Below are 26,941 nucleotides of genomic sequence, written 5' to 3'. Positions count from 1 at the left end.
GCGCATGTACGAGAAGAACGGTGAGCAGTACTTCGTCGTCGACGCGCACATCGCCCTGTGGGACGCGCGGGCGGCGAACCAGAAGAACATCCACGGCAAGCAGTTCATCGACTGCTTCTACGACTACCACAAGAACCTCAGCCCCGAAGAGGTCGTCTGGGACTACGACACCTACACCTACTACGGCGGCCAGCGGCTGCTGAAGGACCTCTTCGAGGACGGGTACGTCGACCACGCGATCTTCCAGCCGGCCATCCTGAGCGACTTCTACCACAACGGATTCGGCCAGACCGAGGAAGCGCTCGCGCTAACGAAGGCGAACCCGGGCAAGCTCACCTACAACCACGCCTGGGACCCGAGGCACGCGGAGGCCGGACTCGAGCAGCTGCGCAAGGACGCGGCCCGGATGAGCCTGCAGGGCGTCAAGCTCTATACCGCCGAGTGGTACGGCGACTCGCGCGGCTGGAAGCTGGACGACCCCTGGTCGCGCCGTTACCTCGAGGAATGCCTGAAGCTCGGGATCAAGAACATCCATGTCCACAAGGGCCCCACCATCCGGCCGCTGGACAGGGACTCGTTCGACGTCGCCGACATCGACAAGGTGGCGACCGACTACACCGAGCTGAACTTCATCGTCGAGCACGTCGGCCTGCCCCGGCTCGAGGACTTCTGCTGGATCGCGACCCAGGAACCCAACGTGTACGGCGGTCTCGCGGTGGCGATGCCGTTCATCCACAGCCGGCCCGGGTACTTCGCGCAGATCATCGGTGAGCTGCTCTACTGGATCGGCGAGGATCGGATCCTGTTCTCCAGCGACTACGCGCTCTGGACGCCGAAGTGGCTGGTGGAGAAGTTCGTCGACTTCCAGATCCCCGCGGAGTTGACCGAATACGCGCCGATCACGGTCGAGCAGAAGAAGAAGATCCTCGGACTCAACGCGGCGGCGCTGTACGGCCTCGACGTACCCGAGGAGCTCAGGCTTCCCGCCGGCATCGGGTCGAAGGAAGAAGCCGTGGCGTCATGACCGCGGTCGCGCAGACGACACAGGCCGGACCAGCTCTGGAGACGGAGGTCGTGGCGGCGCTGGCGACCGTCGTCGACCCCGAGCTGGACCAGCCGATCACCGACCTCGGCTTCGTCCGGTCGATCCGGATCGACGACGCCGGCGTGACCGTCCATCTCCGGCTGCCGACCTCGTTCTGCGCGCCCAACTTCGCCTACCTGATGGCATCCGATGCGGTCGACGCCCTGCGTCGGGTGCCTCAGGTAAGGAAGGTGACGGTGCTGCTGGACGAGCACCACGACTCGGACAAGATCAACGCCGGCCTGGCCGCGGACGCGGGCTACGTCGGCACCTTCGGGTCCGAGGCCGAGCAGAACCTGGACGAGCTCCGCCGCATCTTCCAGCGCAAAGCACACACGGCCGCGATGGAGCGGTGCGTGATGGCGCTGCTCAAGACGACGAGCCGGACCGTCGACGAGCTGCATCGGCTCACCCTCGGCGAGCTTCCCGGTGGTCCGCACAAGGAGGCGCTGCTGCGCCGCCGGACCGGCATCGGGCTCGGTATCCGGCCGGACGACCTGGTGCTCGTCGACGACGACGGCGTACCCGTGCCGCCCGAAGCAGTGCCGCTGCGGTTGCGGTTCGCCAAGGCGGTGCGGATCTCGGTCGAGGGCAACGCGCACTTCTGCCGGGGCCTGCTGGCCACCCGGTACGACGACGAGCCGGGCGGCCTGGCCACCCGGATCACCAACACGAGGAGGACCACATGAGAGCCGTCCAGGTCGTCGGCTATCACAGCAAGCTTCAGCTCACCGAGGTTCCGGAGCCGAAGATCACCGGGCCGCTCGACGTCGTCGTCAGGATCGGTGGCGCGGGCGTCTGCCGGACCGACCTTCACATTCTCGAAGGACAGTGGGCCGAGAAGAGCGGCGTACGGCTCCCGTACACGATCGGCCACGAGAACGCGGGCTGGGTGCACGCCGTCGGCGACGCCGTCACGCATGTCGCGGTCGGCGACAAGGTGATCCTGCACCCGCTGGTCACCTGCGGCCTGTGCCGTGCCTGCCGCTCGGGCGACGACGTGCACTGCGAGTCCAGCAGTTTCCCGGGGATCGACACCGACGGCGGGTACGCCGAGTACCTGCACACGACCGCCCGCAGCGTGGTGCGGATCGACGACAGCCTGGAGCCGGCCGATGTGGCGGCGCTGGCCGACGCCGGGCTGACGGCGTACCACGCGGTGGTCAAGGCGGCCCGCGCGCTGCGGCCGGGTGCGGTGTGCGTGATGATCGGGGCCGGCGGCCTCGGGCACATCGGGGTCCAGGTGATGAAGGCGATCTCGGCCGCAACCGTGGTCGTCGTCGACCGCAACAAGGCCGCGGTCGACCTGGCCGTCGAGATCGGTGCCGACCACGGAATTGTTGCCGATGGCACCCAGGTGGAGCAGGTCCGGGAGCTGACCGGCGGGGCCGGCGCCGAGGCCGTCGTCGACTTCGTCGGCGAGGGTGGCGCGACCGCCGACGGGGTGGCGATGCTGCGGCGGGCAGGCAACTACTACGTCGTCGGGTACGGCGAGAACCTCGACGTACCGACCATCGACCTGATCTCGACCGAGATCAACTTCATCGGAAACCTGGTCGGCTCCTACAACGACCTGCAGGACCTGATGGAGCTCGCGGCCCAGGGGAAGGTCGCGCTGCACACCACGAAGTACCCGCTGGCGCAGTTCCAGCAAGCCCTCGACGACCTCGACCACGGCAAGGTCCGCGGCCGGGCGATCCTCATCCCGTGACAGCGAAGGCGGTCTGACCATGGCGAAAGAAGTACGGTTCAACACGGATGCGCGGCGGTTGCTCGAGTCCGGGGTGAACGCGCTCGCGGACGCGATCAAGGTGACGCTGGGGCCGAAGGGCCGCAACGCGGTCCTGGAGAAGCTGACCGGTCCACCGACCATCACCAACGACGGAGTCACCATCGCGCGGGAGATCCAGCTGCGCGAGCCGTTCGCCAACATGGGCGCACAGCTGGTGAAGGAAGTCGCGATGAAGACCAACGGCGTGGTCGGCGACGGCACCACCACCGCGACGGTGCTCGCCCAGGCGATGGTTCGCGAGGGCCTGCGCGCGGTCGACGCCGGCGCGAACCCGATGCGCGTACGGCGTGGCATCGAGCAGACCGTGCCGCTGGTCATCGAGACCCTCCGGAGCCGGGCCGTCTCCGTCGGCGGCCAGGACGAGCTGCGGCACATCGCGACCCTGGCGGCCAGCGACGACGAGACCATCGGCGCGGTGATCGCGGACGCGGTCGACTGGGTCGGGCGCAACGGTGTCGTCACCACGGAGGAGTCCGACACGCTGGGGATGTCGGTGGAGGTTGTCGACGGCATCGAGTTCGACCACGGGTACGTCTCGGCGTACATGGTCACCGACCGGGAGCGGATGGAGACCGTCTACGACAACCCGGTGATCCTGCTGACGAACAAGAAGATCACCCAGGTGCAGGACATCATGCCGACCATCGAGGTGGCCAAGCGCGCCGATCGTGCGCTCGTCGTACTCGCGGAGGACGTCGACGGACCGGCGTTGCAGCTGCTCGTCGGCGGGAACATGCACAACACGATGCGGTCGGTCGTCGTACACGCGCCCGGCTTCGGTCACCGCCGGATCGCGGAGCTGGAGGATCTCGCGACCGCCCTCGGTGGCACCGTGATCGCGAAGGACACCGGCCTCGACCTGCACGAGGTCACCCGGGAACACCTGGGTTCCTGCGACCGGATCACGATCACCGAGAACAGCACTACGATCGTCGGCGGCCACGGCGACGCGTCCCTGGTGGAGGCGCGGATCGCCCAGCTGGAGAAGCAGCTCGAGCGGGCCAAGATCGACGCGGACCAGGACAGCCTGCAGCTGCGGATGGCGCGGCTGGCCGGCAAGGTCGCGGTGATCCGGGTCGGTGGCGCGACCAGCGTCGAGCTGAAGGAACGGATGCTGCGGGTCGAGGACTCGCTGGCCGCGACTCGGGCCGCGCTCGAGGAGGGTGTGGTCGCCGGTGGTGGGACCGCACTGGTCCAGACGCAGGCTGAGCTGTCGAAGCTGGAGCTGAGCGGCGACGAGGCGATCGGGCGGGACGTCGTACGACGTGCCTTGCCGGAGCCGCTGCGGTGGATCGCGATCAACGCCGGGTACGACGGCGACGAGGTGGTGGCGCGGGTCGCCGAACTGCCACTCGGCCACGGTTTCAACGCGCTCACCGGCCAGTACGCCGACATGGTCGACGAGGCCGTGATCGATCCGCTGAAGGTCACCCGGGCGGCATTCGAGAGCGCGGCCTCGATCGCGGCGCTGCTGATCACCACCGAGACCGCTGTAGTGGAAGAGATCCTCGGCAACCCGGGCGCGATCATGGCACCGGGCTTCGGCGATCTGGCCGAGGGCATGGTCCGCCCGTCCAACATCTACTGAGTGTGGAGGGCTGTCATGGACGGCAGACGCCAGCAGTTGCTGGAGACCTTCCTGCACCGCGTGCTCGGTGTCGACCTGGCCGAGGTCGCCGTGGAGGCCGCCGTACTCGAGCAAGGTCTGAGCGAGCGACTCGAGGACCTGATCGACGCGGCGCTCGGGTTCCCGACGCGGGATCCGTACGGGATGCCGATCCCGCCCAAGGCACGCGTCGACGCATGATCGAGCCGACCACGCCTCAGCTCGTCACCGCCGCCCGGACGTTCGGTCTGCTGTTCGCTCCGGTCCGGCTGCATCTGGTGGCGTTGGCGAGCTGCGCCGAGTACGACGTCGGCACGCTGGCGGCCTTGACCGGCGTCAGCGTGCAGACGGCGAGTCAGCACCTTGCCAAGCTCCGGCTGGCGGGGCTGGTTCACGCTCGGCGGGAGGGGCGCCGACTGTTCTATACCGTCGACGACCCTCATGTGATCGCCCTGGTCGAGCAGATCTTCGCCCATGTGGCTCCCGACGGCTCGCTCGCGCCGGATCCTCCCCGGCCCGAGCGGACCCGGTCCGAGCGGACCCGGTCCGAGCGGACCCGGTCCGAGCGGACCCGGTCCGAGCGGACGCGGGACCTGGCGCGGCTCGGTTAGGTGCGGCTCCCGGGTCGGTGCGGGCGGGCCCCCGGCCCGGGAGTCAGGCTTGTCAGCGGGGCTGACCGCCGCCGCAGCAGCCACCAGTGGCGATGGTCGCGGCGGTCGCGGGCTCCTGGACTGCGGCCTCCACGTCGGCGAGCATCCGCCGGCGCTGCGCCGGCGAGATGACGCGGCCGCGGGTGACGACGGTGTTGATCCGCCGGCTGTTGCGGATGTCGGTCAACGGGTCCGCGTCCAGTACGACGAGGTCCGCGATCTTGCTCGCTTCCACCGTGCCAAGGTCTCGGTTGAGCCCGAGGAAGGCGGCGGGCTCGGCGGTGGCGGCGTACAGGGCCTGGCGTGGGGTGGCGCCGGCTTCGACCAGGTGCTCGAGCTCGTCATGCAGTGCGAAGCCGGGCACGCTGTACGGCGTACCCGTGTCGGTGCCGGCCATGATCGGTACGTCGTGGGCGATCAACTCGCCGACGAAGCGCGTCCGCCAGGCCCACATCTGCCGCTGGTGCGCGATCTCCTCGGCGGTCCGGTTGGCGCCGTACAGGTTCTCGATCACGTAGTCGTAGGTGCCGATCGAATCCGCGCTCAGGTACTTCGCGAGGTCCGGGTCGAGGCGGGTGTAGTCGATCTGGTCGAGCACGTTGTGCATGGTCAGCGTCGGCGTGACCCGGGTGTTGTTGCGACGGAGAGTGCCGAACACGTCGGCGGCCCGGGCCGGGCTGTAGGTGTTCGCGGCGATCCACTCGATCGGGTGCAGTTGCCGGAACCACGCGTTGTAGTCCCCGGTGTTCACCTTGATCGCGCGGACCATCCGGCGTACGTCGGCCTCCCGGGTGGACACGGACAGGCCGAGGGAGTGGATGTGCTCGATGCTGCGCTGGCCCGCGTTGCTGATCTCCTTGGAGGTGAGTTCGTCCGGGCCATGGCCGTGGACGGTGAGTCCGGTCTTGCGGGCCTCGTCGATGATGGCGGCGTACGACTCCTTGTTCAGGCGCGAGTACACCTTGATGAAGTCGGCGCCCTCTTCCTTGACCTGGCGTACGGCGGCTCGTGCGGCGGTGGGATCGGCGACGACCAGGACGTGCAGCAGGTTCGGGTCCCACAGGGTCGGGTCGCCGTCGATGATCTGGCCGGCGACGATCATCCGCGGGCCGAGCAGGGTGCCGGCGTCGATCCGGTCCCGCCAGTCGTAGAGCATCGGGTTACTGGCGGCCATCTCGCGGACCGTGGTCAGTCCGTTGGCCAGGTAGAGCGGCGGCGAGACACGCTCGTCGCCGAGGCTGTGGACGTGCATGTCGGCGAGGCCCGGGATGACGAACTTGCCGGTCGCGTCGATCACGGTCGCGCCGCGCGGTACGGGCAGTCGGCCGACGCCGACGATCCGGTCGCCGCTGATCAGGATGGTTTGGTGGCGGTTGCGATGGCCGGTGACGACGTCGATCACGGTGGCGTTGGTGAGGGCGGTCAGGGTCGGCCGGGTGAGGGCGGTCGGCATTGGCTTGGTGAGGGCCGCGGCGGAGACGGTGGGGAAGGAACCGCCGGCGATCACGGCGGCTCCGGCGGCGGTGCGGGCGAGGAACTGACGGCGAGAACTGTTCATGCCCCTCACTATTCTCGGCGGGAGCCTGCCGGTCAGGGGTTACAGGCACCCGGTCCCAGGTAGGGATTTGTCTACCGGGGCACGTACTCTTGGTGGCTGTCATGCGTACTTATGAGGTCCGCACCTACGGGTGCCAGATGAACGTCCACGACTCCGAGCGCCTGCGCGGGCTGCTGGAGGACGCTGGTTATGTCCGCGCGCCCGAGGGTGACCAGGCCGATGTGGTCGTCTTCAACACCTGCGCGGTCCGGGAGAACGCCGACAACAAGCTGTACGGCAACCTCGGCCATCTGGCGCCGGTGAAGGCTCGCAGGCCGGACATGCAGATCGCCGTCGGTGGTTGCCTGGCGCAGAAGGACAAGGCGTCGATCACGGCGAAGGCACCATGGGTGGACGTCGTGTTCGGCACCCACAACATCGGCTCGCTGCCGGTGCTGCTGGAGCGGGCCCGGGTGCAGCAGGAGTCGCAGGTCGAGATCCTCGAGTCGCTCGAGGTGTTCCCGTCGACCCTGCCGACCCGGCGCGAATCGCCGTACTCGGCCTGGGTGTCGGTGAGCGTGGGCTGCAACAACACCTGCACGTTCTGCATCGTGCCGGCGCTGCGCGGCCGCGAGAAGGACCGCCGGCCGGGCGAGATCCTGGCCGAGGTCGAGGCGCTGGTCGGCGAAGGCGTGCTCGAGGTGACCCTGCTCGGCCAGAACGTGAACTCGTACGGCGTCGAGTTCGGCGACCGGTACGCGTTCTCGAAGCTGCTCCGGGCGTGCGGCGGGATCGACGGCCTGGAGCGGGTCCGGTTCACCTCGCCGCACCCGCGGGACTTCACCGCGGACGTGATCGAGGCGATGGCCGAGACGCCGAACGTGATGCCCTCGCTGCACATGCCGCTGCAGTCCGGGTCGGACCGGGTTCTGAAGGCGATGCGGCGCTCGTACCGGCGTGATCGGTATTTGAAGATCATCGAGGACGTTCGCGCGGCGATGCCGGATGCGGCGATCACCACCGACATCATCGTCGGTTTCCCGGGGGAGACCGAGGAGGACTTCCAGGGCACGCTCGACGTGGTTCGGCAGGCGCGGTTCGCGGGGGCGTTCACCTTCCAGTACTCCAAGCGCCCGGGGACGCCGGCGGAGTCGATGGAGGACCAGGTCCCGCGCGACGTCGTCCAGGAGCGGTACGAGCGGTTGGTCGCACTGCAGGACGACATGGCTTGGGACGAGAACAAGTCGATGGTCGGGCGTTCACTCGAGGTGCTCGTCGCCGAGGGGGAGGGCCGCAAGGACGCCGCCACCCATCGACTCAGCGGCCGTGCCCGCGACAACCGCCTCGTCCACTTCGCGCTCCCTTCCGGTGTCTCGAAGCCGCGACCCGGTGACCTGGCCACCGTCGAGGTCACGTACGCCGCACCCCACCACTTGGTCGCGGACGTCTTCGGCGCAGTACGCCGTACGCGCGCCGGCGACGCCTGGGAACGCGCGCAGGACGCCCCGGTGGCGACACCCGGGGTGATGTTGGGCATGCCAACGATCGGCGCCCAGGCTATGGAACCGGCAGCCGGCGGCTGCCAGGTCGGGTGACGGCCGAGCCGGAGCGGCGGTCCTCCCTCCTCCCGCCGGGCGCCGAGCCGTTTGCTGCGGGGCGGGACGCGGACATCTACTCCATCGACGACCACTGGGTGCTGCGGCGATACCGCGACGGATACCCGGTCCGCGACGAAGCCGACTTCATGCGGCACGTCGCGAAGTACGACTACCCGGTCCCGGCGGTGCGTGAGATCGTCGGCCCGGACATGGTGATCCAGCGACTGAACGGTCCGACGCTCGCCGACGCGGCGATCGCCGGTAACCTCAGCGGGACCGAACTCGGCGAGATCCACGCCGACCTGCACCGCCGGCTGCACGCGATCCCCGCCCCCAGCGGCACCCCAGGTCGCGTCGTTGTCCACGGCGACCTGCACCCGCTCAACGTGATCGCTACCGACAACGGTCCGGTCGTCATCGACTGGCGCAACGCCGAGGAAGGTCCAGCCGCCTTCGACATCGCGATGACCGCGATCATCTGCGCCCAGGTCGCGCTGGACCCGTCGTTCGAGGAGCTCACCCCACTGGTACGCGAGGCCCTCGCCGCCTACCTCGCCAACTCCATCGACCCCACCCCCGGCCTCGCCGACGCCCTGGCCGTCCGAGGCCGCAACGTCACCCTCACCCCCGAGGAGTTGGCCCTCCTCCCCGCCCAGGAAGCCCTAATCCGCTCCCACCTCTAACCGCCCGCCGCCCGGCCCGGGACCTTGAACACCATCTGGGGACCGCGGCCACCAACTGGGGGCCTCGGACATGGGCACCGACCGGGACCTCGGACACAACTGGGGGCCTTGGACGCCAACTGGGGGCTTTGGACAGGTAATAACCTGTGCGGGGCCCCCAGTTCCTGGGCCTGGTCCCCAGTTCCGGTCCACGGTTCGCGCGTCGACTGGCGGTCGCGGGGTCAGGCGTTGAGGAATTGCGACGGCTTCAGGGCTCGGGTAACGATGCGGAGCTCACCGATGTGGCCCGCGAAGGCTTGCTCGATCACGTTGTCGTAGTGGTTGGCGGCCAGCAACCACGGCTTGCCGGCGGTCGCGAGCCCGTTCGACGGAGTCGCCGGATTGCGCAGGAGCGGCGACGAGTCGACGTACAGCGTGCTGTGCCGTCCATCGTTGACCACGGCGAGGTGGAACCACTTCCCGGCGACCTGCTCATGACCCCAGTTCGTGAACGTGTCGTTGCGGTCCAGCGGGTACACCGCCCACTGCAGCTGCCGCCCGCCGGAGAAGGCGAGGTTGACGACCGGCTCGGACGGGTCGCTCCCGGTCTTGCCGGCGTCGGCGCCCGTACCCATCCGGCTGAGCAGCCCCTCCCACGAGTGATCCGCGTTGTCGTCGGCGAGCTTCACGAACGCCTCGATCGTGTAGCCGTTGGCGAACGTGAGAGCGTTGAGCGGCGCGTTGTCCGCCGTACGGAGATAACCACCGCGGGCCGGATTCTTGCCACCAGCAAACAACCAGCTGGCGTGCCCGGGCTGGTCGGCGTGGAACTCGTCACTCGCGACCGGTGCATCCCCGCCGAGCTGCACGCGCGTCAGATGGTTGCCCTTGCCCGAGTGATCGACCACCTGGTCGGCGACCGGCCCGTCAAAGCGCCAGTACGCCGCTGTGCCAGGGATCACGAGTTGAGCAGCAGGCCGAGTCGCGCGAACCGCGACCGGCGCGAACCCGGCGAACCGCTCAGCGAAGTCGATCGGAATGCTGAACCGGTTGGTGTCGTCGGTCAACTCCAGCTCACCCTCGGCCAACTCACTGCGCCGGGCCGGGTCCTGGTCCATGATCCACGGCGCGATCGTCTCCACGTCGATCGTGTTCCGGGCCAGGTCGAAATGGTAGAGCCGGATCATGCCGGAGCCGCCGTAGTACCGGTCCTGGTAGTTGGTCAGGTGCAGGTGTACGTCGTGGCCGGCGGCGTTCTGGCGGGCCACCCGGCCGGGCGGCCAGAAGTGCCCGTTGAGCGTGAGGAAGATCTGGTCGTTGTCCTTCACCAGCTGATCCCAGACCCGGTTGCCGTGATCGGTGAAGTACGCCACCGGGTTGCCGTGGTCGGCGTTCACCAGTTCGTGCGTGGTGAGGATGACCGGCAGCCGCGGGTGCTTGGCGATGACATCACGCGCCCACGCGAAGCTCGCATCCGACGGCCGCCAGTCCATTGCCAGCAGCAACCACTGCCGCCCGGCCGCGCAAAACACGTGGTACCAGTTGTACCCGTTCGCCGTCGACCCGCCGTACGTCGCCATCCGCCGGAACCGCTGCGGACCGAACGTGTTCAGGTACGCCGACGCCCCGCGTGTGTCATCCTTCGACGCGTCGATGTCGTGGTTGCCGGCCAGCACGCTGTACGGGTACCGGGCTCGGTCGAGGATCTTGAAGACGGGGTCAGCCTGGGCGAACTCCATCGCCAGCGCGTTCTCCACCACATCACCAAGATGCGCGACGAACACGATGTTCTCCGCCGCCCGCTGCTCGATCAGCCACTCGAAGCTCGCCGTCAGCGGCGCCGAGTCCCCCCGATCCTGATCGAACTGATACTGGGTATCCGGTACAACCGCCACCGTGAACCGCGGGTGCTCAGTATCGATGCGCCCACTCGCCTCGGTCCCCGTCGCCTGACTCTCCGCGGTCTGGCTTGCCGCCGCCGCGTCGGTCCCAGACGCTGCGGTATTCCCAGCTCCCAGCACGCCGGGTGCGATCACCGCCCCCGCACCAAGCGCCCCCGCCTGCAACAGCCGTCGCCGACTCGTCCCGTCGTACCGCTCACCCATCGCCGCCTCCGAAGCTCGCTGACACCGCAGCGAACTCTAAAGCGGTTCAGCCCAGCGATCGGTGAACACGAGGCGAACCCTGGAAGCAGATGTCAGAAGCCCTGAGCGATCACGGCCGGCAGCCCGTCGCCGGCGATCCCCGCCAGTACTCGCGCCTCATGCGGCACCACCGGATCCGGCAACTTGTCGAGCGAGAACCAATCCAACCCGGCAGCCTTCTCCGCCTCCATCAACCGTGGCTCACCCGACCACCGAGTCGTCGTGAAGAAGAAGTCCACCCGCTCATCAATCGGATCCCCGTTCCCCCCGGTCCGATGCATCGCGGTCACCGGCACCAGATCGGCGGGATCGATCTCCACCCCAACCTCCTCCCGCACTTCCCGCACTGCGGCCTCGATCACCGACTCGCCCTTCTCCACATGCCCAGCCGGCACAGCCCAGTACCCATCCATGTATCCGGTGTTGGCCCGCAGCAACATCAACACCTCATCCCCCCGCCGAAGCACGACGTACGCCGCCGGAACCACCCGAAACCGATCCATACCCAGCACCCTAATCACCCCCGCCGACACCAAATGACGCCGCTTCGCGGCGACTGTCTTATCGGCCGCCTCCGGCGGCGGACGGACTGCTGTCCCGGACCTACGCACCTCGCGAACAACCCGGGGGCACCAGGAAAGGACACGCCTTCGGCGCGGCGGTTCTGTTGGCCGCCCGCGGCGGTGCGCAGATCGGTGTTACGGGTTGGCGTCCTCGGCGGGGGACACCCGGCGCGCGGGAGAGGGCACCGCTTCCCAGCGATCGTGCTGTTGGCCGCGTACCGCGGCGCGCGAACTGCTGTCCCCGCTCGACGCACTCCGCGGACAACTCGCGGACACCGGGAAGGACGCGCTTCGGCGCGGCTGCCTTGTTGGCCGCCTGCACCGGCGCGCGGGTCGTCGACTCGCGCGAAGTGATCGCCAGAGGTCCGCGTAGCTGGTCCGCACGCGGGCTCGTGCCACGCGTGCTCGTGGAATCCGCTGTGACGCGAGACCACATCCTGTACCACCGTCTGTGGTACAGGATGTGGTACGATCTGTGGTATCGGCCCGATAGAGCGCCGGGCCAGACAGGAGAAAAGGAGCATGTCAATGGATCAGCGCAACGAGAGCAGGGGAAGTCCTGCACACCCTGCACACCCTGGACCCGTTGGTGAAGGGGGCAGGCCGCCAGCAGGCCATTCAGATACGGGGGAGTCGGTGGTCAGCGAGCAGCTGCTCTACCGGCTCGGTCTGACGCCGGCGTCGGCTGGGCTAAGCGAGGCCATTCGGGTCCGGGTGGATCGAGAGCTTGTCGCCTCTCTCGACCGCATCGCAGCGTTCCTCAGTGGCGAGGGCTACCGCGACGTGTCGCGGTCAAGCCTTATTCGCGCCGCGATCGCCGGCTTTGTCGACGGGGTCGAGGAGGAAGTTCCCGGCCTAACGACGAACAAGAAGCTCGCGACCCGTCGGGTCGCACAATAGCCCCGAGTCGCCAACCAGGCGGCTCAACTTCCCCCGCGAGGAGGGAAGCCATGAACACAACAGGTGGTCTGGCAGAGCCGGACGACACAGGAAAGGGGTATGACAAGGACGGCGACGGCGCGCAGATAGGGGAGGCGGAGCGGAGCTCGGAGATTGACGCCGGGCAACGTGGATCCCGCCGCATCGGCAAGGCCCTGGGTAGTTTCATTAAGGCCGCAGGGACGGGTGGGGTCATGGGTGGCGCAAGGTACGCCGTAGAGAAAGTCTGCAAGGAACTGTTCGAGGACAACTAAGTGGTGGGTGCGGATGAGCTCGGCTCGATCCGCACCCAATACCTCCGACCTGTTCGAGTCTCAGCGGTGATTCGTTCCCGGTCACCTCGAGATAGTCGCGATCCCATTCGTGGTTCGTTGATCGCCGGGGGATCTGGCCCGCAGGGTCCCGGTAGAGCCGGCAGGATACGACGTTGGCGCAGGTGTCGGGCGATGTGAAGGAGTCGACTGCGTTGCCCGCCAGCGGCGGCGCGCAGATCGGGGTCGCAGATCGGCGTCCTCGGCGGGAAGACCTGACACGCGCGTACGGGGCACCGCTTCGCGGAAGCAATGCTGCCGGCGCATACGGCGGCGCACACCGGTGGCACGAGAGCCGCGTTTGTGTGAGAGAACTGTGTAGACGCGGTAGGACACGCCTGCGGCCGCCCTGGGGTGAGCGCACAGTGACGTTCACGACGCAGGATGGGCGGTAGGGAATGGACCACGGCACTCGCAGCGATCTGCTTGGGCGCCTGGCGGAGGCGGTCGAAGGCGTCGCGAACGGGCACCCGACGCGGGTCGCCCTCGACGGAGTGCCGGCCGTGGGGAAGACCACGCTGGCCGATGAGCTCGCCGTCGTACTGCGCGCGCGGGGACGTGAAGTGATCCGCGTGACGATCGAGGACTTCCTGACGCCCCGGTCACAACGCTATCGGCGCGGCGAGGACTCCGCCGAAGGCTGTTATCACGACAGCTTCGACTTCGACGCGCTCCATCGGGTACTGCTCGATCCGCTGGGCCCGGACGGAGACCGAAGGTTCCAGCAGGCGGTCTACGACAAAGTGACGGACACCGCCCTGTCCGAGCCGGTCCTGACGGCTCCCGCGGACGCCGTACTGCTCTTCGACGGCGTGTTCCTCATGCGTCCGGAGCTGATCGACCGGTGGGACCTGCGCATCTTCGTGTCAGCCGCGTTCGAGAAGACGCTGGATCGCGCCCGTACCCGAGACCGGTCTCCGACCAGATCGGCCACTGAGGTCGAGCGACGCTATCGCAGCCGCTACATGCCCTCCCAGCAGTTCTACTTCGACACGGTCCGCCCGACTGACCACGCCGATATCATCGTGCACAACGACGATCCCCACCAACCAGCCTGGCAAGCCCAACCACGCTGATCAGACAGCCGAGATCTGCAAGTGTGGGCTTCCCCTCGTAGTCGCCGATGTCAACTGGTGTGACGCCCGTGCTGGGCGTGAAAATCGGGGTGGTTGCCCGCCGACGTCGATCCACGCTTGGTGCCAGTTCGAGGCCGGCTCGTAGTCTGACGCGGGGAGCTGGCTGAGGGGCCCTGCATTGTTGCCGTGAGCACGAGAGTCCGCGTCTGTACTGCCCCTGCAGCTCCTGCGGGCAGCCGTCCCTATGGATACTGATTGAACAGGGGTGCTGTCGATGGAGGAGTCCGCTGAGGAGCCGGTGGAGTATGTCGAGCGCGTCTGCGCGATCGACATCGGTAAGGCCGGTGTGATGGTGTGCGTGCGGGTTCCGCACGAGACCAAGCCCGGCAGGCGGGTGCAGCAGGTGCGCGAGTACGCCACGGTGACGCGTTCGCTGCTGGAGCTGGCCGACTGGTTGCGCTGCCAGCGCGTGGAGTTGGTGGCGATGGAGGCCACTTCCGATTACTGGAAGCCGGTGTATTACTTGCTGGAGGCCGAGGGTTTGCTTGCTGGCTGCTCAACGCCAAGCATGTCAAGAATGTGCCGGGGCGCCCGAAGACCGACAAGCTGGATGCGGTGTGGTTGGCCAAGGTGGTCGAGCGTGGCATGTGCCGACCCAGTCTGGTTCACCCGAAACCGGTCCGCCAGCTTCGGGACCTGACCCGGTATCGGCGGACGCTGACTCGTGAGCGCACTCGGGAGAAGCAGCGGATGGAGAAGCTGCTGGAGGACGCGCAGGTCAAGCTGTCGTCGGTGATCGAGGACCTGTTCGGGGTGTCGGGGCGGGCGATGTTGGAGGCGATGATCGCAGGTCAGCGCGACCCCAAGGTGCTGGCGCAGATGGCGCGGGGACGCATGCGCAGCAAGATTGGTGTCCTGGAAGAGGCGTTGCGCGGCCACTTCGACGATCATCACGCCTTCTTGTGCCGGCTGATGCTCGAGCGCGTCGATGACCTCACCGCGAAGATCGAACAGGTGACGGCGCGGATCGAGGACGCGATGAGCCCCTTTGCCCAGGCGGCCCAGCGGCTGGATGAGATCACCGGTGTCGGTGTGGTCTCGGCGCAGGAGCTGATCGCCGAGATCGGAACCAACATGGCCGTGTTCCCAACCGCCGGGCACCTGGTGTCGTGGGCGAAGTTCGCGCCGATCGACAACAGTTCCGCCGGCAAACACAAGGCAGGCTCAACCGGCAAGGGCAACCCTTGGCTGGCCGCCACCTTGGGCGAGGTCGTCGCCGGCGCGTCCCGCACCGACACCTTCCTCGGCGAGCGATACCGGCGGCTGGTCAAACGTCGCGGGAAGAAGCGCGCGATCGTCGCGGTCGGTCACTCGGTTCTCACCATCGTTTGGAACCTGCTGTCCGATGCCGAAGCGCGCTACCACGATCTCGGTTCCGACTTCTACGAATCGCGCATCAACCGGGAACGTCAGGCCCGAAACCTGATGCGTCAACTCGAACGTCTCACCGGCCAGAAGGTCGCCCTGCAACCCGCCGCCTGAACCCGCAATAAGCGCCACGAACAACCCGGCTCCGCTGCGCTGCGCCGGGTGCTGCCGCCTGCCCACGAACGGGTTAATTTTCGAGTCAGCGTGGAGACATCCCCTGCTCGGCGGGAGATTGGTTAGTGGTAGCCGCGTTTGAGGAGGTAGTTGGCTCCTGCGTTGAAGTCGTCGGGGCTGAGTAGGGCGAAGCCGAAGGTGTCGGCCAGGCGGTTGGTGGTGTTGAAGGCGGCGCAGACTGCTAGCGCGTCCTTGATTTGTTGGGGTGAGGCTCCGGCTGCCAGCAGCTCGCGCATGTCTTCGGTGGCGAGCTTGCCGTCTCGGGTTAGTTTGCCGAGCATTCGGAGGGTTGCTCGGAGCGGCTCCTCGATGGGGGCTGATTCCAGGTCGGTCAGGACCGCGGCGACGCGTGGGCTGTCGTCGTACGCCTGGCTGGCGGTTGCGGTGTGGGCGCTGATGCAGAATGCGGATTCGTTCACCTTCGAGACGTACGCCGCCATCAGTTCACGGTCGCCGACGGACCAGGCGGAGGGGCCGCGCATCGCTTCGTGGGTGAACTGCTTGGCCTGGGCGCCGTAGAAGTCGGGGCGGTAGAAGACGAGCTTGGCGGCGTCCGGTACGGGGTGCCGGGAGAACAGCCGGATGAGTGCGAAGAGCAGCTTGGTGCCGGCGCCGTACCCGTGGTTGAGGATGTCAAGACGCATGGTCCGGCCTCCCATCGGCGGTCGCTTCGGCTAGGGCGGCCAGGCCGGCGTCGTACAGCCGGGAGGACTGGCCGACCGCGGCGCAGATCACCAGCTCGAAGAGTTGGTCCTCGGTGCATCCCGAGGCCAGGGCCGCAGTCAGGTCCTCGTCCGTCACCTGCGTCGGTCGGTCGACGACCTTGGCGATCAGAGCATCCAGCGGCGGGGAGAGGCCGTCGTTGCTGAAGGCATGGGCTCGTTGTTCCGCAGATGCCCGGCCCTCTCCGTTCAGGACGCGATCCACCACGGCTTGGTGCGCTGCTTGCTTCTCGTCCGACACGGCCTCTTCCGCCTCCTTGGCAGTCTGGGCTGACCGCCCTCACCTGTATGACGATTGGCGCGCGCCGAATGCGACAAGGAGTTAGCCGGCTGCCTTGATGGTGGTGGCCATGACGCAGTGGTTCTTGCCTTTGGGGCGGAGGTAGGTGAAGCCGGCTTGCTCGAAGACGGAGCGGGTGCCGTTGTAGAGGAAGGAGGCGGTGATCTTCTGGCCGGCGGTGTCCTGGGGGTAGGCCTCGACGGTTCCGCCGCCTGATCGGGCGATGAGGTCGAGTGCACCGCGGAGGGCGACTGCGGACACGCCTTGGCGGCGGTATCTCTTGTCGATGAAGAAGCAGGTCAGGCGGTAGTCGGGCGGGCGATCCATGCCCTGCTCGTACTCCTTGCGGTGATTGATGTTCGGCAGTTCGTTCGGTGAGCCGTACTCGCACCAACCGACCGCGACCTCACCGTCGAACACCAGTGCCGCGTGGGCTCGGCCCTCCGCGACCAGCCGTTGTTTGAGGGTTCGGTTGTCGACCGCGTCGAAGGTCTTGTCCTCATGAAGCGTGTGGAAGAACGTGCACCAACAGCCGCCCCACACCCCGTTGTGCCGCTCCGCGAGATCCGCGAACGCGTCCCAGGTCTCAGGCGTGAGCGGCCGAACCACAAGCTCGCTGACGGTCGCACTGATCTTGGCCATGAGCTGAGCGTAGAACGCCATCCGGACGATCTCCGTCCGGAAATCTCCCTTCTTCGTCAACGGAGACCGAAAGCGCCGGACCGCATCCGCAGTAGGGTCGCGTCGGAGCAGGTTTCGGGCGCGTGCCTCGCAGTAGGGAAGGTAGGAACATGAGAGCTCTGCTCACGTCGGGCGGGATCAAGAACAGCAGCATCGAAGATGCGCTGGTCGATCTGCTCGGCAAACCGATCGCCGAGTCCAATGCCCTGTTCATCCCCACCGCCCTCTACCCCTTCCCCGGCGGGTCCGCCGCGGCGTGGCGGGCGATCAGCGGTAAGAGTCCGTCACGGTTGGCCGAACTGGGCTGGAAATCGTTGGGGATCCTGGAGCTGTCGGTGCTGCCCAGCATCGAAGAGGCTGCTTGGGTGCCAGCGGTCCGGGACGCCGACGCACTGCTGGCATGGGGCGGGGACCCCGTCTTTCTCGCCAACTGGATGCGGCGCTCCGGTTTGACCGATCTACTGCCGACGCTGCGCTCCGAGGCGGTCTACGTGGGGGTGAGCGCGGGGAGCATGGCTGCTACCTCCACCTTCGTCGAGACCTACACCGAGCCGCCCCGCGGGAACGACGGACCGCTGAAGTCGGAGGACATCGTCTTCGCCACGCCCCAGGGCGACATCAACAGAATCCTGGTCACGGCCCAGGGAGCGGGACTCGTCGACTTCGCCGTGATCCCACACCTGGAGCACGAGTACCACCCGGATGCGTCCTTGGCCAATGCCGAGCGGTGGGCGGCGCGGATCTCCGCACCGACGTACGCGATCGACGACGACACTGCTATCAAAGTCGTCGACGGCACCGTCGACGTCGTCTCAGAAGGCCAGTGGAAACTCTTCCAGCCTTGACTTCATCGCGCACCTCCTGAAGCCCGGCGCGGCCCATATCGGGCCCGACGGGCCGGCCGCGCGATCCGGCGTCGGGCGCTGGCCGGTCACTTCGAGCCCGAGCTCGTCCGTCGCCACCATGAGTCGTGTCGGCAGTTCCTTCGCCGAGTGCGCCGGTCCGTGGCACGGGAGGGCGCCCCGGCGGAGCCGGCCAGAAAGCCTGCCGCGCCGGAGGCGTGCCCTTTTCGACTAACTCATCCAGGCATGGCGAAGGGCCGCGAGAAGTGGATTCTCGCGGCCCCTCGGTGGTGCTCAGGCGGGGTTGTTCCGGGTGTCGGGGATGTCGTCCCGCTGGCCGTCGAGGCCGTCCAGGCCCTCCTTGGCCTTCTCGACACCCTGGTCGATCTTGTCCCCGTACTTGCCGCCCGTCTTCTCGTCGACGAAGTCTCCGGCCTTGTCCAGGCCTTCCCCAACCTTGTCGCCGTGCTGGTCGACCAGGTCGCCGGCCTTTTCCTTCAGGTTCTCGGCCTTGCCCTTGAACTTGTCGAAGATGCCCATCCCGGGGCTCCCATTCCTGCGTAGTTGAATGCTTACAGACAGCTAGCGGCGATCTTCGCACCTACAACGCCGGAACTGTGGGATCTCCGCGAGTGCCATGCGGACGGGCCTGGACCCAGGTTCAGACTCCGTCGCCCGACGGTTCCGACTCTACGTCGCCGCCGCTGTCCTGACTCCCGTCGCCGGCGGACTCGACGTCGCCGCCGCTGCGCGACTCCACATCGCCACCGCTGCGCGACTCGACGTCGCCACCACTGCGCTTGAACTCGACATCCCCACCGCTGAGGGACTCAACGTCCCCACCGCTGAGGGACTCGACATCCCCACCGCTGAGGGACTCAACGTCCCCACCGCTGCGCGACTCGACATCCCCACCGCTGCGCTTGAACTCGACGTCACCGCCGCTCTTGGCCTCGAGCTCCTCGCCCCCGAGGTCCGCGGCGTCCTTGGCTGCGTCGGATTCTTCGTCGAACGGATTCGTCACTGGTTTCCTCCCGTAGTTATGTTGCGAACTGCTGTGTGTCTACCGAACTTTCCGGGTCATCCACAAGGCCAGTACGACCCTCTTGGCCGAGTCTTCATCAGGACCCTGACAGACTGGAGCGATGGCCGAACCTCTCGTCGTCGCGGTCGTCGGTCCCACCGCGGCCGGCAAGTCCGACCTGTCCGTTGCCTTGTGCAAACGCCTGGGTGGCGAGGTGGTGAACGCGGACGCCATGCAGGTGTACCGCGGCATGGACATCGGTACGGCGAAGATCAGTACGGCGGAACGCGACGGCGTACCGCATCACCTGCTCGACATCCTCGACGTCACCGAGACCGCGACCGTGGCCGAGTTCCAGCAACTCGCCCGGGCGGCGATCGACGACTGCGTCACGCGCATCGTCGTACCCGTGCTGGCCGGCGGATCGGCGCTGTACATCCGCGCGATCCTCGACGACTTCACCTTCCCCGGCACCGACGCGGAAGTCCGCGCCAGGCTGGAAGCCGAGCTCGAGCGCGAGGGATCCGGGGCGCTGCACAAGAAGCTGGCCGAGATCGACCCGAAGGCCGCCGAGCAGATCCTGCCGAGCAACGGCCGGCGCATCGTCCGGGCGCTCGAGGTCGTCGAGATCACCGGCGGTCCATACATCGCGACCCTGCCCGAGCATCGCTACGTCTACCCGGGTGCGGTCCAGCTCGGACTCGACGTACCGCGCCCGGAGCTGGACGAGCGGATCGGGCGGCGGGTGGACCGGATGTTCGACGCCGGATTCGTCGACGAGGTGCGAGGTCTGCTGAACAAGGGTTTGATTGAGGGGAAGACCGCCAACCGGGCGCTCGGGTACTCACAGGTGATCGCGTTGCTGAACGGTGAGATCGACGAGGTGGAGGCGCGGGAGCGGACCGCGCAGGCCACGCGCCGGTTCGCGCGCCGGCAGGACTCGTGGTTCCGTAAGGACCGACGGATCAGTTGGCTGCCGTACGACGACCCCGATCTGCTGGAGAAGGCTCTAGAAGTGATAGCCGAAGGCAACCGGAAGGCGAGCAGCGGCGTAGTCGGGGTGGAAGAGGGCCCGGGGATCGTCGATGCGAGGGGGTGACCGTGAGGCCGAGTTCCGCGAGTACCTGCTCGCGGACCGCACCCGACTGATGCGGACGGCGTTGCTGCTCACCGCGGGAGACGTCCACACCGCCGAGGATCTGGTCCAGACCGCCTGTACGCGCGTCTACGTGCACTGGCACCGGATCAAGCACGAAGGCGCCGGCCCGTATGCGCACCGCATCCTGGTCAACGCGTTCCTGGACGAGCGCCGCCGCGCCGGTCGCCGCCCCGAGGTGGTGACGGCGGAGACGCTGGAACCGCGGCTGACCGACGAGGCGGACCCGGCGGACACGCTGGCCGTCCGTGGCGCGTTGCTGGATCTCGCGCCGCGGCAGCGGGCCGTGCTGGTGCTGCGGTACTTCCAGGACCTCGATGTGGCCAGCTGCGCTCGGATCCTGGAGTGCACCGAGGGCACGGTGAAGAGCCAGACGGCGAAGGCGCTGAAGCGTCTGAAGGAACTGATGAGCGAGGAAACGGATCGGACGACGGGGAGCGGTTGATGAACCAACGGGGCAGCGGGACGGGGAGGCACTGAAGTAGTGGACGAGGTCAAGAAGCTGCTACAGGGATTCGCGGACAATGCGGTCGATGGGCTGCCGGACGCGGATATCGAGGCGGACGTCGCCCGTGGGCGACGGGCGTTGCGCCGGATCAAGCGCCGGCGCCGGGTCACCGGTGTGCTGTGCGTGGCCGCCGTGTCGGCCGCCGTTCTCGCGATCGGCAACCAGGTGAAGTGGTGGGGGACGGGCAACTCCGAGATCGCCGGCAGTGCGGGGGAAACCGGGACCGCCGCAACCGCCGGCGCACCCGCGTCGTCCTCGCCCGCCCCGGCCGAGGGCGAGACGATGTCGATGTTCGGCGCGCAGGTTGTGGAGCTGGTCGCGAACAAGCAGGCCTGGCGCACGATCGACTGTTCACTCACGCCGAAGGGCTGGAGCGCGGAGACGCCGATCGCCGCCAATCGCGTCGTACTCTCGCAGCCGGAGATGCGGACCGCGGAGACTGCCGCCAAGGTGGTGCTGCAGGCGGCTCCGGAGGCGAAGAGCCTGATGTCGGTCCGGGTCACCGAAGGCGCCGGCAAGACTTTCCACATCGGCACCCTGGATGGTCGCCTCGCCGGTCAGGTGAAGCTCGCCGACCAGTGGCTCCTGGTCCAGCTCCCGATCGGCACCGCGGACTGGACCGACGACGTCATCCGCCGCTTCATGGACTCCTGCACCGTCAAATAGGTCGTAACCAGGCGCGCCACAACTGGCGCTCAACGTCACCGTGGGATAGGCAAGGGCATGTCCCTGTCCGCCTATGCCCCGCGGGAGAATCGGTGAAGAAGCTCGTCGCAGCCCTGTCTGCAGGTGCCCTTGTTCTGACTGGTCTGAGTACGAGCGGAGCCGCGGCCAGTCCGCCGACGCCGGCGACCCAGACTCCCGTCAAGCAACCGACCGCGATCGGATTCGGTGGCGCGGTGTCCTCGGTCGACGCCGACGCGACGAGCGTCGGGCTCGGCGTGCTTCGGCGCGGCGGCAACGCGGTCGACGCCGCCGTCGCCACGGCCGCGGCCCTCGGCGTCACCGAGCCGTACTCCGCTGGTGTCGGCGGTGGCGGGTACTTCGTCTACTACAACGCCAAGAAACACCAGGTCTTCACGCTCGACGGCCGCGAGACCGCCCCCGCGACCATGCCGTCCGACGCGTTCATGAACAAGGCGACGGGCCAGCCGTACCCCTTCGCGCAGCTGGTGACCTCTGGTGTGTCGATCGGCGTACCGGGAACGCTGGCAACCTGGGACAGCGCGCTGAAGCAGTGGGGTTCGCTGTCGCTGGGCAAGGCGCTGACGCCGGCCGCCGACCTGGCCGATCGCGGCTTCGTGGTCGACCCGACGTTCCGGCTCCAGACGCTCGAGAACAAGGCCAGGTTCGCGCAGGTCGTGCCGACCGCGAAGCTGTTCCTGCCGAACGGCGACGCGCCGCAGGTCGGATCGGTGTTCAAGAACCCGGAGCTCGCCGACACCTACCGCCTGATCGCCAAGCAAGGCCCGTCGGTGTTCTACCGCGGTCCGCTGGCCGGCGAGATGGCGGCCGTGGCCCAGAACCCACCGAAGACCGCCGACGCCACGCTGCCGTTCTTCTCCGGGTATCTGGCCACGGGCGACCTGGCGAAGTACCAGGCGATCGACCGCCAACCGACCAAGGTCCGGTACGACGGCCTGGACGTGTACGGCATGCCGCCGTCGTCATCCGGTGGCACCACCGTCGGCGAGGCGCTCAACATCCTGCAACCGCAGCACCTGGCGCAGCAGAGCACCACGCAGGCGCTGCACACCTACCTCGAGGCCTCCGCACTGGCCTTCGCGGACCGCGGTGCGTACGTCGGTGATCCGGCGTACGTCGACGTACCGCAGAAGGAACTGCTGTCGCGGGGCTTCGGCGCCGAGCGGTCCTGCCTGATCGACCCGGACAAGGCCGCGACCAAGCCGGTGCCGGCGGGCTCGCCGGACGGCAAGTACTCGCCGTGCGCGAAGGGTACGGCCGTCGAGCAGCGGCCGGACACCGAAGGCCGTTCGACCACGCACCTGGTCGCCGCGGACAAGTGGGGCAACGTCGTCTCCTACACGCTGACGATCGAGCAGACCGGTGGCAGTGGCATCACGGTCCCCGGACGCGGATTCCTGCTGAACAACGAGCTGACCGACTTCTCCGCGATCCCTGACCCCAAGGACCCGAACATCGTGGCGGCCGGCAAGCGGCCGCGGTCCTCGATGTCGCCGACGATCGTGCTGCGCAGCGGCAAGCCGTTCATCGCGCTCGGTTCGCCGGGCGGTTCGACCATCATCACCACGGTCCTGCAGACGCTGACGAACCGGCTCGACCGCGGTATGACCTTGCCCGAGGCGATCGCGGCACCGCGCGCAGCGCAGCGCAACACCGCGGCGGTCACCGCCGAACAGTCCTTCATCGACGCCTATGGTGCGGCGCTCACGCCGTACGGCCACACCTTCGCCGTTCCAGGTGCACCTGGAACGTCGGCGGCCGAGATCGGGGCGCTCGAGGCGCTGGAGTTCCTGCCGAGCGGCGCGATCCTGGCGGCCGCGGAGCCTGTCCGACGTGGCGGCGGAGCGGCCGGAACGGTCAAACAGCTCTGGCCCTGATCAGAGTGAGGTAATGATCGCGGCGACCAGGTCGGCTCGCTCGGCCAGGCTCGCCGCGATCACCTGTTCATGGACGGCGTGGGCGCCCTGACCCACCGGCCCGAGGCCGTCCAGGGTCGGGACGCCCAGCCAGCCGGTCAGGTTTGTGTCGGCGGCACCTGACGCCGCCGCGCCACCGATCTCCTGACCGACGGACCGCCCAGCCGCGACGACCTGGTCCAACAGATGCACGGTCGCCGGCGACGGCTCCCAGGCCGGGCGGCTCGACATCACCCGCACTTGCAGCCCGGCGTTCGCCCGTACCGGTTCGAACCCGGTCACCGCGTCGAGGACTGCCTTCTCGGTCTGCGGATCGACGAACCTGAACCCGATATCGGCCGCGGCAGCTCCCGGTACGACGTTCGTCCGCCCGCCGCCCGTGATCGTGCCGACGTTGCACAACACGTCGTCGTACCTGCTGACGACCGCGCGGACGAAGGTCAGCTGGTCAACGAGCTCGTCGATCGCGGAGACACCGCTGTCGGGGTCGAGAGCGGCATGCGCCTCCCGGCCGGTGACCTCGATCCGGACCCGGGTGCTACCCCAGCGGGACGTCTTGAGGTCGCCGTTCGGGTGCGGTGGCTCGAGGCCGAACGCGGCGAACACCCCGGCCGATTCCGCGGTGACGAGATCGCGAGCCGAAGGCGACCCGATCTCCTCGTCCGCCACCACGACAATCCGCACCGGACGGTGATCGGCGTCCGCGACCTGCTCGAGCGCGGTCTCCAGAACGACGAGTCCGCCCTTCATGTCGAAGACGCCAGGCCCGTGGATGATGCCGTCCTGTTCACGCCAGGGCATCGCGTCCTGCAGTTGGCCGAGCGGCCAGACCGTGTCGTGGTGCGCGAGGAAGAGCAGCGGTGCCTCGCCGGCCCGTGGACCCCGTCCGGGGAAGTCCGCGACCACGTGATCGCCGGTCGGCATCGGCACGCGGCGGGCGGTGCCGCCGAGCTCGCCGTACCTCGCGAGGAGCCGGTCGGCGAACGCGTTCAGCGCCTTGGCGTCACCGGTCGGTGTCTCGTGTCCGACGTACTCGCGGAGGCGATCAGTCATCATGGATAGGAAACGTATCACGATGCGGGCGACGATTGACTAGCTGTACACAGGCGGGATCTACTCAGGATATGAATCGTATGCCCGAGGGCAGCTATCGGCCCGTCTCGCTCACCACTGGGGCGCGGTTCGCCGAGGCCTCGGCGCTGTATCGCGCGGTCTTCGGCTACCAGGACCCGGAGTACGGGCTGAACCCGCGACTGCTCGGTGCGCTGGCGAGCAACGGCGGGGCGGTGGTCGGCATCCTCGACCCGAGTGACCGGCTGGTCGCCTTCGCGTACGGGTTCTGCGGCACCGACCGGCGTGGCTTCTACCACTACTCGCAGTCGGCCGTGGTCGCGACCGAGCAGCAGGGCCACGGACTCGGCCGGATGCTCAAGCTCGCCCAGCGGGAAGTTGCCCTGAGCCACGGTCTTTCGAGGATGCGGTGGACCTACGACCCGGCCCAGATCCGCAACGCGCACTTCAACCTCGACGTGCTCGGTGCCCGCGGCCGGTGGTTCGCTCCCGACATGTACGGTCCCGGCGCCGACCGGGTGATCGTCGAGTGGGACCTGACGAGGGAGCGCCGCATCGACCTGGATGATGCCGCCCTGACCCGGCTCGTGGTGCCGGCTGAGAAGAGCGAGCTCCGCAGGTCGTTCGAGGAGCTGCTCGGCAAGGGCCTCGTCGCCGTGTCCTGCCGCCGGCTGCCCGACGGCACGGCCGCCTACTACTTCGGGTCGGTGGACGATGCCTGACGATCCGCGCAACCGTGAGCTCTCCAGTCCCCACGAGCGGTACGACGCCCGCCTGCAAAGGCGATCGTCCGCGCAGTTGCAGCGCCGCGTGGTCGAGCAGGAGCGCGCCTCGATCGAGGAGGCCCTCGACCAGATCCTCGCCGACGACGCGATCGCCCAGGCGGCGGCCCGGATCGTGGCCGCCCGCCGGCGCTTCATCATCGGCTCGGCGAAGTCGTACTCCTACGCCTCCCTGCTGGCCTTCGACCTCGGTGTCGGCCTGTCCCAGGTCACGCTGATCGACGGCACGGTCGTACGCGGGGTCGACGTACTCTCGGATGTCCGGTCGAGTGACCTGATGGTCGCGTTCTCGTTCCGTCGCTATCGCCGCGACACCGTCGAAATCGCGCGCCGCTTCACCGAGGCCGGCGGCGAACTGGTGGCCGTGACGGACTTCGAAGACGCGCCGCTGGCCAAGCTCGCGGACCAGTGCATCTACGTCGCCACCGGCAGTGCGTCGTACGTCGACTCTCCGACAGTCGTCGCGTCCGTGTTGCACGTGCTCGCGACCGTGACCACTGCCAGCGCCAAGGGTGCGCGCCGGCGACTCGTCGAACGCGATCGGCTGAACACGGAGCTGGGGTTGTATGTCAACTGAGCTGAAGATCGCTGCGGCGCGGCTGCATCGGGTCCGAATGCCGCTGGTGCACGAGTTCCAGACCAGCTCGCACCGCAAGACGTACCTCGAACACATCCTGGTCGAGCTTGAAGACGCCTCTGGTGCCGTCGGCTGGGGCGAGATCGCTTCGCCCTCGGATCCGTACTACGCACCGGAGACGGTCGACACCTGCTGGCAGATCGCCTCGCACTACCTGCTTCCGGCGGTGATCGGTCAGTCGTGGGAACGGCCCGAGCAGGTGCCACAGTTGTGGTCCAAGGTCCGGGGGAATCAGTTCGCCAAGGCCGGTGTGGATGTTGCTGCCTGGGTGCTGTGGTGTTCGGTGCACGGCGTTCCGCTCGCCGAGGCGCTCGGCGGGACCAGAACCGAGGTCGTTGCTGGTGTGTCGCTGGGGATCGAGCCGACGATCGACGACCTGCTCGCCGAGATCGAGCGGCAGACGGCGGCGGGTTATCCGCGGGTGAAGCTGAAGATCGCTCCGGGCTGGGACGTCGAACCGGTCCGCGCGGTGCGGGCGGCGTACCCGGAGCTCGATCTGCATGTCGATGCCAACGGCATCTACACCGAGGACCACCTGCCGCAGTTGCGGGCGCTGGACGGGTTCGGGCTGACGATGATCGAGCAGCCGTTCGCGCCGCGGGACCTGCTCGCGCACGCACGGCTGCAGCGGACGATCTCGACCCCGATCTGTCTGGACGAGAGCATCGAGACGCTGGACGACCTGGAGACCGCGCTGTCCGTCGGAGCGCTACAGGTACTGAATATCAAGGTGTCGCGGATGGGTGGTCTGACCGCAGCCCGCGCCGCGCACGATCGGGCGCAGCACGCCGGGATCGCTGTCTGGTGTGGCGGCATGCACGAGTTCGGCATCGGCCGGCTCGCCAACGTCGCCGTCTCCAGCCTCCCCGGGTTCACCCTCCCATCGGATGTGTCCGCCTCGGAGAAGTACTACGCCCGGGACATCGTCGAACCCGCCGTCGTCGCTGTCCAGGGCGTCGTCCAGGTGCCCAAGGCAACTGGCTTGGGGCATACGGTCGACACCGAGCTGATTGCGGCGAACACCATCGCCACGTTCAGCCTCTGACCAGAACA

General features: G+C 67.9%; 29 protein-coding genes. 20 read left to right on the top strand and 9 right to left on the bottom strand.

Annotated features, from left to right (window positions below):
- The first annotated feature begins 4 nt into the window (after positions 1-4).
- Genes ACZ3HV_RS15800 through ACZ3HV_RS15775 form a run of 6 tightly spaced genes read left to right on the top strand, consistent with a single transcriptional unit; the run spans position 5 to position 5,093 of the window.
- A complete protein-coding gene (locus ACZ3HV_RS15800) occupies positions 5-1,024 on the top strand; it encodes an amidohydrolase family protein (protein WP_465684873.1) in 1,020 nt (339 codons plus the stop codon).
- A complete protein-coding gene (locus ACZ3HV_RS15795) occupies positions 1,021-1,773 on the top strand; it encodes a metal-sulfur cluster assembly factor (protein WP_465684871.1) in 753 nt (250 codons plus the stop codon). Before ACZ3HV_RS15800 ends, ACZ3HV_RS15795 begins: the two co-directional genes overlap by 4 nt.
- Entirely contained in the window at positions 1,770-2,795 is a 1,026-nt protein-coding gene (locus ACZ3HV_RS15790) for an NAD(P)-dependent alcohol dehydrogenase (protein WP_465684869.1), read from the top strand. Before ACZ3HV_RS15795 ends, ACZ3HV_RS15790 begins: the two co-directional genes overlap by 4 nt.
- A gap of 19 nt (positions 2,796-2,814) precedes the next feature.
- On the top strand, positions 2,815-4,464 hold the full coding sequence (gene groL, locus ACZ3HV_RS15785) for a chaperonin GroEL (RefSeq protein ID WP_465684867.1): 1,650 nt from the start codon (positions 2,815-2,817) through the stop codon (positions 4,462-4,464).
- 15 nt (positions 4,465-4,479) lie between these two features.
- Positions 4,480-4,683: an iron dependent repressor, metal binding and dimerization domain protein gene (locus tag ACZ3HV_RS15780; protein WP_360365186.1), complete on the top strand. Its 204-nt coding sequence runs from the start codon at positions 4,480-4,482 to the stop codon at positions 4,681-4,683.
- A complete protein-coding gene (locus ACZ3HV_RS15775; protein ID WP_465684864.1) occupies positions 4,680-5,093 on the top strand; it encodes an ArsR/SmtB family transcription factor in 414 nt (137 codons plus the stop codon). The genes ACZ3HV_RS15780 and ACZ3HV_RS15775 overlap by 4 nt, the downstream gene beginning before the upstream one ends.
- 52 nt (positions 5,094-5,145) lie before the next feature.
- On the opposite strand, the gene ACZ3HV_RS15770 is transcribed toward ACZ3HV_RS15775, so the two are convergent.
- Positions 5,146-6,690, bottom strand: coding sequence for an amidohydrolase family protein (locus ACZ3HV_RS15770; protein WP_465684862.1), 1,545 nt, complete (start codon positions 6,688-6,690; stop codon positions 5,146-5,148).
- Positions 6,691-6,791: 101 nt separating this feature from the next.
- Here ACZ3HV_RS15770 and miaB point away from each other — a divergent pair, with 101 nt between their 5' ends.
- Positions 6,792-8,264 (top strand): tRNA (N6-isopentenyl adenosine(37)-C2)-methylthiotransferase MiaB, encoded by a 1,473-nt coding sequence (gene miaB / locus ACZ3HV_RS15765; RefSeq protein WP_465684860.1) that lies wholly within the window; start codon positions 6,792-6,794, stop codon positions 8,262-8,264.
- A complete protein-coding gene (locus ACZ3HV_RS15760; RefSeq protein WP_465684859.1) occupies positions 8,261-8,950 on the top strand; it encodes a phosphotransferase in 690 nt (229 codons plus the stop codon). The genes miaB and ACZ3HV_RS15760 overlap by 4 nt, the downstream gene beginning before the upstream one ends.
- A 221-nt stretch (positions 8,951-9,171) precedes the next feature.
- Here ACZ3HV_RS15760 and ACZ3HV_RS15755 read toward each other — a convergent pair whose 3' ends face one another.
- Positions 9,172-11,034, bottom strand: a complete 1,863-nt coding sequence (locus tag ACZ3HV_RS15755; RefSeq protein WP_465684857.1) for a LamG-like jellyroll fold domain-containing protein — start codon at positions 11,032-11,034, stop codon at positions 9,172-9,174.
- Between the two features lie 92 nt (positions 11,035-11,126).
- Positions 11,127-11,576, bottom strand: a complete 450-nt coding sequence (locus ACZ3HV_RS15750) for an NUDIX hydrolase (RefSeq protein WP_360365198.1) — start codon at positions 11,574-11,576, stop codon at positions 11,127-11,129.
- Between the two features lie 696 nt (positions 11,577-12,272).
- On the opposite strand from ACZ3HV_RS15750, the gene ACZ3HV_RS15745 reads away from it, so the two are divergent.
- The 4 genes from ACZ3HV_RS15745 (at position 12,273) to ACZ3HV_RS15730 (ending at position 15,504) form a co-directional block, all read left to right on the top strand.
- Positions 12,273-12,536, top strand: coding sequence for a hypothetical protein (locus ACZ3HV_RS15745; RefSeq protein ID WP_465684855.1), 264 nt, complete (start codon positions 12,273-12,275; stop codon positions 12,534-12,536).
- 50 nt (positions 12,537-12,586) lie between these two features.
- Complete coding sequence (locus tag ACZ3HV_RS15740; protein ID WP_465684853.1) at positions 12,587-12,829, top strand: hypothetical protein; 243 nt, start codon at positions 12,587-12,589, stop codon at positions 12,827-12,829.
- Positions 12,830-13,284: 455 nt separating this feature from the next.
- A complete protein-coding gene (locus ACZ3HV_RS15735; protein WP_465684851.1) occupies positions 13,285-13,962 on the top strand; it encodes a cytidylate kinase family protein in 678 nt (225 codons plus the stop codon).
- Between the two features lie 354 nt (positions 13,963-14,316).
- A complete protein-coding gene (locus ACZ3HV_RS15730) occupies positions 14,317-15,504 on the top strand; it encodes an IS110 family RNA-guided transposase (RefSeq protein WP_465684849.1) in 1,188 nt (395 codons plus the stop codon).
- Between the two features lie 122 nt (positions 15,505-15,626).
- Here ACZ3HV_RS15730 and ACZ3HV_RS15725 read toward each other — a convergent pair whose 3' ends face one another.
- The 3 genes from ACZ3HV_RS15725 to ACZ3HV_RS15715 all read right to left on the bottom strand — a co-directional run bounded on the left by ACZ3HV_RS15725 (position 15,627) and on the right by ACZ3HV_RS15715 (position 17,208).
- Positions 15,627-16,208, bottom strand: coding sequence for a carboxymuconolactone decarboxylase family protein (locus ACZ3HV_RS15725; RefSeq protein WP_465684847.1), 582 nt, complete (start codon positions 16,206-16,208; stop codon positions 15,627-15,629).
- Positions 16,198-16,527, bottom strand: coding sequence for a carboxymuconolactone decarboxylase family protein (locus tag ACZ3HV_RS15720; RefSeq protein WP_465684845.1), 330 nt, complete (start codon positions 16,525-16,527; stop codon positions 16,198-16,200). Before ACZ3HV_RS15720 ends, ACZ3HV_RS15725 begins: the two co-directional genes overlap by 11 nt.
- Before the next feature lie 81 nt (positions 16,528-16,608).
- Positions 16,609-17,208: a GNAT family N-acetyltransferase gene (locus ACZ3HV_RS15715; protein WP_465684843.1), complete on the bottom strand. Its 600-nt coding sequence runs from the start codon at positions 17,206-17,208 to the stop codon at positions 16,609-16,611.
- Positions 17,209-17,357: 149 nt separating this feature from the next.
- Here ACZ3HV_RS15715 and ACZ3HV_RS15710 point away from each other — a divergent pair, with 149 nt between their 5' ends.
- Positions 17,358-18,092 (top strand): Type 1 glutamine amidotransferase-like domain-containing protein, encoded by a 735-nt coding sequence (locus ACZ3HV_RS15710; RefSeq protein WP_465684841.1) that lies wholly within the window; start codon positions 17,358-17,360, stop codon positions 18,090-18,092.
- Between the two features lie 291 nt (positions 18,093-18,383).
- On the opposite strand, the gene ACZ3HV_RS15705 is transcribed toward ACZ3HV_RS15710, so the two are convergent.
- Both ACZ3HV_RS15705 and ACZ3HV_RS15700 read right to left on the bottom strand, forming a co-directional pair.
- Positions 18,384-18,629 (bottom strand): antitoxin, encoded by a 246-nt coding sequence (locus tag ACZ3HV_RS15705; RefSeq protein WP_465684839.1) that lies wholly within the window; start codon positions 18,627-18,629, stop codon positions 18,384-18,386.
- Between the two features lie 121 nt (positions 18,630-18,750).
- Positions 18,751-19,113, bottom strand: a complete 363-nt coding sequence (locus ACZ3HV_RS15700; RefSeq protein WP_465684837.1) for a hypothetical protein — start codon at positions 19,111-19,113, stop codon at positions 18,751-18,753.
- A 121-nt stretch (positions 19,114-19,234) separates the two neighbouring features.
- Here ACZ3HV_RS15700 and miaA point away from each other — a divergent pair, with 121 nt between their 5' ends.
- The 4 genes from miaA to ggt all read left to right on the top strand — a co-directional run bounded on the left by miaA (position 19,235) and on the right by ggt (position 23,359).
- A complete protein-coding gene (gene miaA, locus ACZ3HV_RS15695; protein ID WP_465684835.1) occupies positions 19,235-20,212 on the top strand; it encodes a tRNA (adenosine(37)-N6)-dimethylallyltransferase MiaA in 978 nt (325 codons plus the stop codon).
- Positions 20,199-20,714, top strand: a complete 516-nt coding sequence (locus ACZ3HV_RS15690) for a SigE family RNA polymerase sigma factor (RefSeq protein WP_465684833.1) — start codon at positions 20,199-20,201, stop codon at positions 20,712-20,714. Before miaA ends, ACZ3HV_RS15690 begins: the two co-directional genes overlap by 14 nt.
- A gap of 39 nt (positions 20,715-20,753) precedes the next feature.
- The gene (locus ACZ3HV_RS15685; protein WP_465684831.1) at positions 20,754-21,443 is read left to right on the top strand and encodes a hypothetical protein; all 690 of its coding nucleotides are present in this window, start codon (positions 20,754-20,756) and stop codon (positions 21,441-21,443) included.
- A gap of 92 nt (positions 21,444-21,535) precedes the next feature.
- Positions 21,536-23,359, top strand: coding sequence for a gamma-glutamyltransferase (gene ggt / locus ACZ3HV_RS15680; protein WP_465684829.1), 1,824 nt, complete (start codon positions 21,536-21,538; stop codon positions 23,357-23,359).
- Here ggt and ACZ3HV_RS15675 read toward each other — a convergent pair whose 3' ends face one another.
- The gene (locus tag ACZ3HV_RS15675; RefSeq protein WP_465684827.1) at positions 23,360-24,454 is read right to left on the bottom strand and encodes a M20/M25/M40 family metallo-hydrolase; all 1,095 of its coding nucleotides are present in this window, start codon (positions 24,452-24,454) and stop codon (positions 23,360-23,362) included. It lies immediately after the preceding gene.
- Between the two features lie 68 nt (positions 24,455-24,522).
- Between ACZ3HV_RS15675 and ACZ3HV_RS15670 the strand changes: the two genes are divergently transcribed.
- The 3 genes from ACZ3HV_RS15670 to menC are packed head-to-tail and all read left to right on the top strand — an operon-like array spanning position 24,523 to position 26,933.
- A complete protein-coding gene (locus ACZ3HV_RS15670) occupies positions 24,523-25,191 on the top strand; it encodes a hypothetical protein (RefSeq protein ID WP_465684825.1) in 669 nt (222 codons plus the stop codon).
- A complete protein-coding gene (locus tag ACZ3HV_RS15665) occupies positions 25,184-25,828 on the top strand; it encodes a MurR/RpiR family transcriptional regulator (RefSeq protein WP_360365223.1) in 645 nt (214 codons plus the stop codon). Before ACZ3HV_RS15670 ends, ACZ3HV_RS15665 begins: the two co-directional genes overlap by 8 nt.
- Positions 25,818-26,933 carry an o-succinylbenzoate synthase gene (gene menC, locus ACZ3HV_RS15660; protein WP_465684823.1) on the top strand — a complete coding sequence of 372 codons (1,116 nt, stop codon included), beginning with the start codon at positions 25,818-25,820 and terminating at the stop codon, positions 26,931-26,933. The genes ACZ3HV_RS15665 and menC overlap by 11 nt, the downstream gene beginning before the upstream one ends.
- The last annotated feature ends 8 nt before the right edge of the window (positions 26,934-26,941 follow it).

The sequence above is a fragment of the Kribbella sp. NPDC020701 genome (genome assembly GCF_055562215.1).
The sequence above is the reverse complement of the archived record's forward strand: the minus strand, read 5'-3'. Positions and strand labels throughout refer to the sequence as shown.

Bases quoted from the DNA above. Each gene is read 5' to 3' on its own strand.
- ACZ3HV_RS15670 (WP_465684825.1), top strand. From the start codon at position 24,523: ATGAATCGTATGCCCGAGGGCAGCTATCGGCCCGTCTCGCTCACCACT.
- ACZ3HV_RS15770 (WP_465684862.1), bottom strand. From the start codon at position 6,690: ATGAACAGTTCTCGCCGTCAGTTCCTCGCCCGCACCGCCGCCGGAGCC.
- ACZ3HV_RS15665 (WP_360365223.1), top strand. From the start codon at position 25,184: ATGCCTGACGATCCGCGCAACCGTGAGCTCTCCAGTCCCCACGAGCGG.
- ACZ3HV_RS15775 (WP_465684864.1), top strand. From the start codon at position 4,680: ATGATCGAGCCGACCACGCCTCAGCTCGTCACCGCCGCCCGGACGTTC.
- ACZ3HV_RS15800 (WP_465684873.1), top strand. From the start codon at position 5: ATGTACGAGAAGAACGGTGAGCAGTACTTCGTCGTCGACGCGCACATC.
- ACZ3HV_RS15790 (WP_465684869.1), top strand. From the start codon at position 1,770: ATGAGAGCCGTCCAGGTCGTCGGCTATCACAGCAAGCTTCAGCTCACC.
- menC (WP_465684823.1), top strand. From the start codon at position 25,818: ATGTCAACTGAGCTGAAGATCGCTGCGGCGCGGCTGCATCGGGTCCGA.
- ACZ3HV_RS15690 (WP_465684833.1), top strand. From the start codon at position 20,199: ATGCGAGGGGGTGACCGTGAGGCCGAGTTCCGCGAGTACCTGCTCGCG.
- ACZ3HV_RS15780 (WP_360365186.1), top strand. From the start codon at position 4,480: ATGGACGGCAGACGCCAGCAGTTGCTGGAGACCTTCCTGCACCGCGTG.
- ACZ3HV_RS15705 (WP_465684839.1), bottom strand. From the start codon at position 18,629: ATGGGCATCTTCGACAAGTTCAAGGGCAAGGCCGAGAACCTGAAGGAA.
- ACZ3HV_RS15725 (WP_465684847.1), bottom strand. From the start codon at position 16,208: ATGCGTCTTGACATCCTCAACCACGGGTACGGCGCCGGCACCAAGCTG.
- ACZ3HV_RS15755 (WP_465684857.1), bottom strand. From the start codon at position 11,034: ATGGGTGAGCGGTACGACGGGACGAGTCGGCGACGGCTGTTGCAGGCG.
- miaA (WP_465684835.1), top strand. From the start codon at position 19,235: ATGGCCGAACCTCTCGTCGTCGCGGTCGTCGGTCCCACCGCGGCCGGC.
- ACZ3HV_RS15710 (WP_465684841.1), top strand. From the start codon at position 17,358: ATGAGAGCTCTGCTCACGTCGGGCGGGATCAAGAACAGCAGCATCGAA.
- ACZ3HV_RS15795 (WP_465684871.1), top strand. From the start codon at position 1,021: ATGACCGCGGTCGCGCAGACGACACAGGCCGGACCAGCTCTGGAGACG.
- ACZ3HV_RS15750 (WP_360365198.1), bottom strand. From the start codon at position 11,576: ATGGATCGGTTTCGGGTGGTTCCGGCGGCGTACGTCGTGCTTCGGCGG.
- ACZ3HV_RS15715 (WP_465684843.1), bottom strand. From the start codon at position 17,208: ATGGCCAAGATCAGTGCGACCGTCAGCGAGCTTGTGGTTCGGCCGCTC.
- miaB (WP_465684860.1), top strand. From the start codon at position 6,792: ATGCGTACTTATGAGGTCCGCACCTACGGGTGCCAGATGAACGTCCAC.
- groL (WP_465684867.1), top strand. From the start codon at position 2,815: ATGGCGAAAGAAGTACGGTTCAACACGGATGCGCGGCGGTTGCTCGAG.
- ACZ3HV_RS15740 (WP_465684853.1), top strand. From the start codon at position 12,587: ATGAACACAACAGGTGGTCTGGCAGAGCCGGACGACACAGGAAAGGGG.
- ACZ3HV_RS15675 (WP_465684827.1), bottom strand. From the start codon at position 24,454: ATGATGACTGATCGCCTCCGCGAGTACGTCGGACACGAGACACCGACC.
- ACZ3HV_RS15735 (WP_465684851.1), top strand. From the start codon at position 13,285: ATGGACCACGGCACTCGCAGCGATCTGCTTGGGCGCCTGGCGGAGGCG.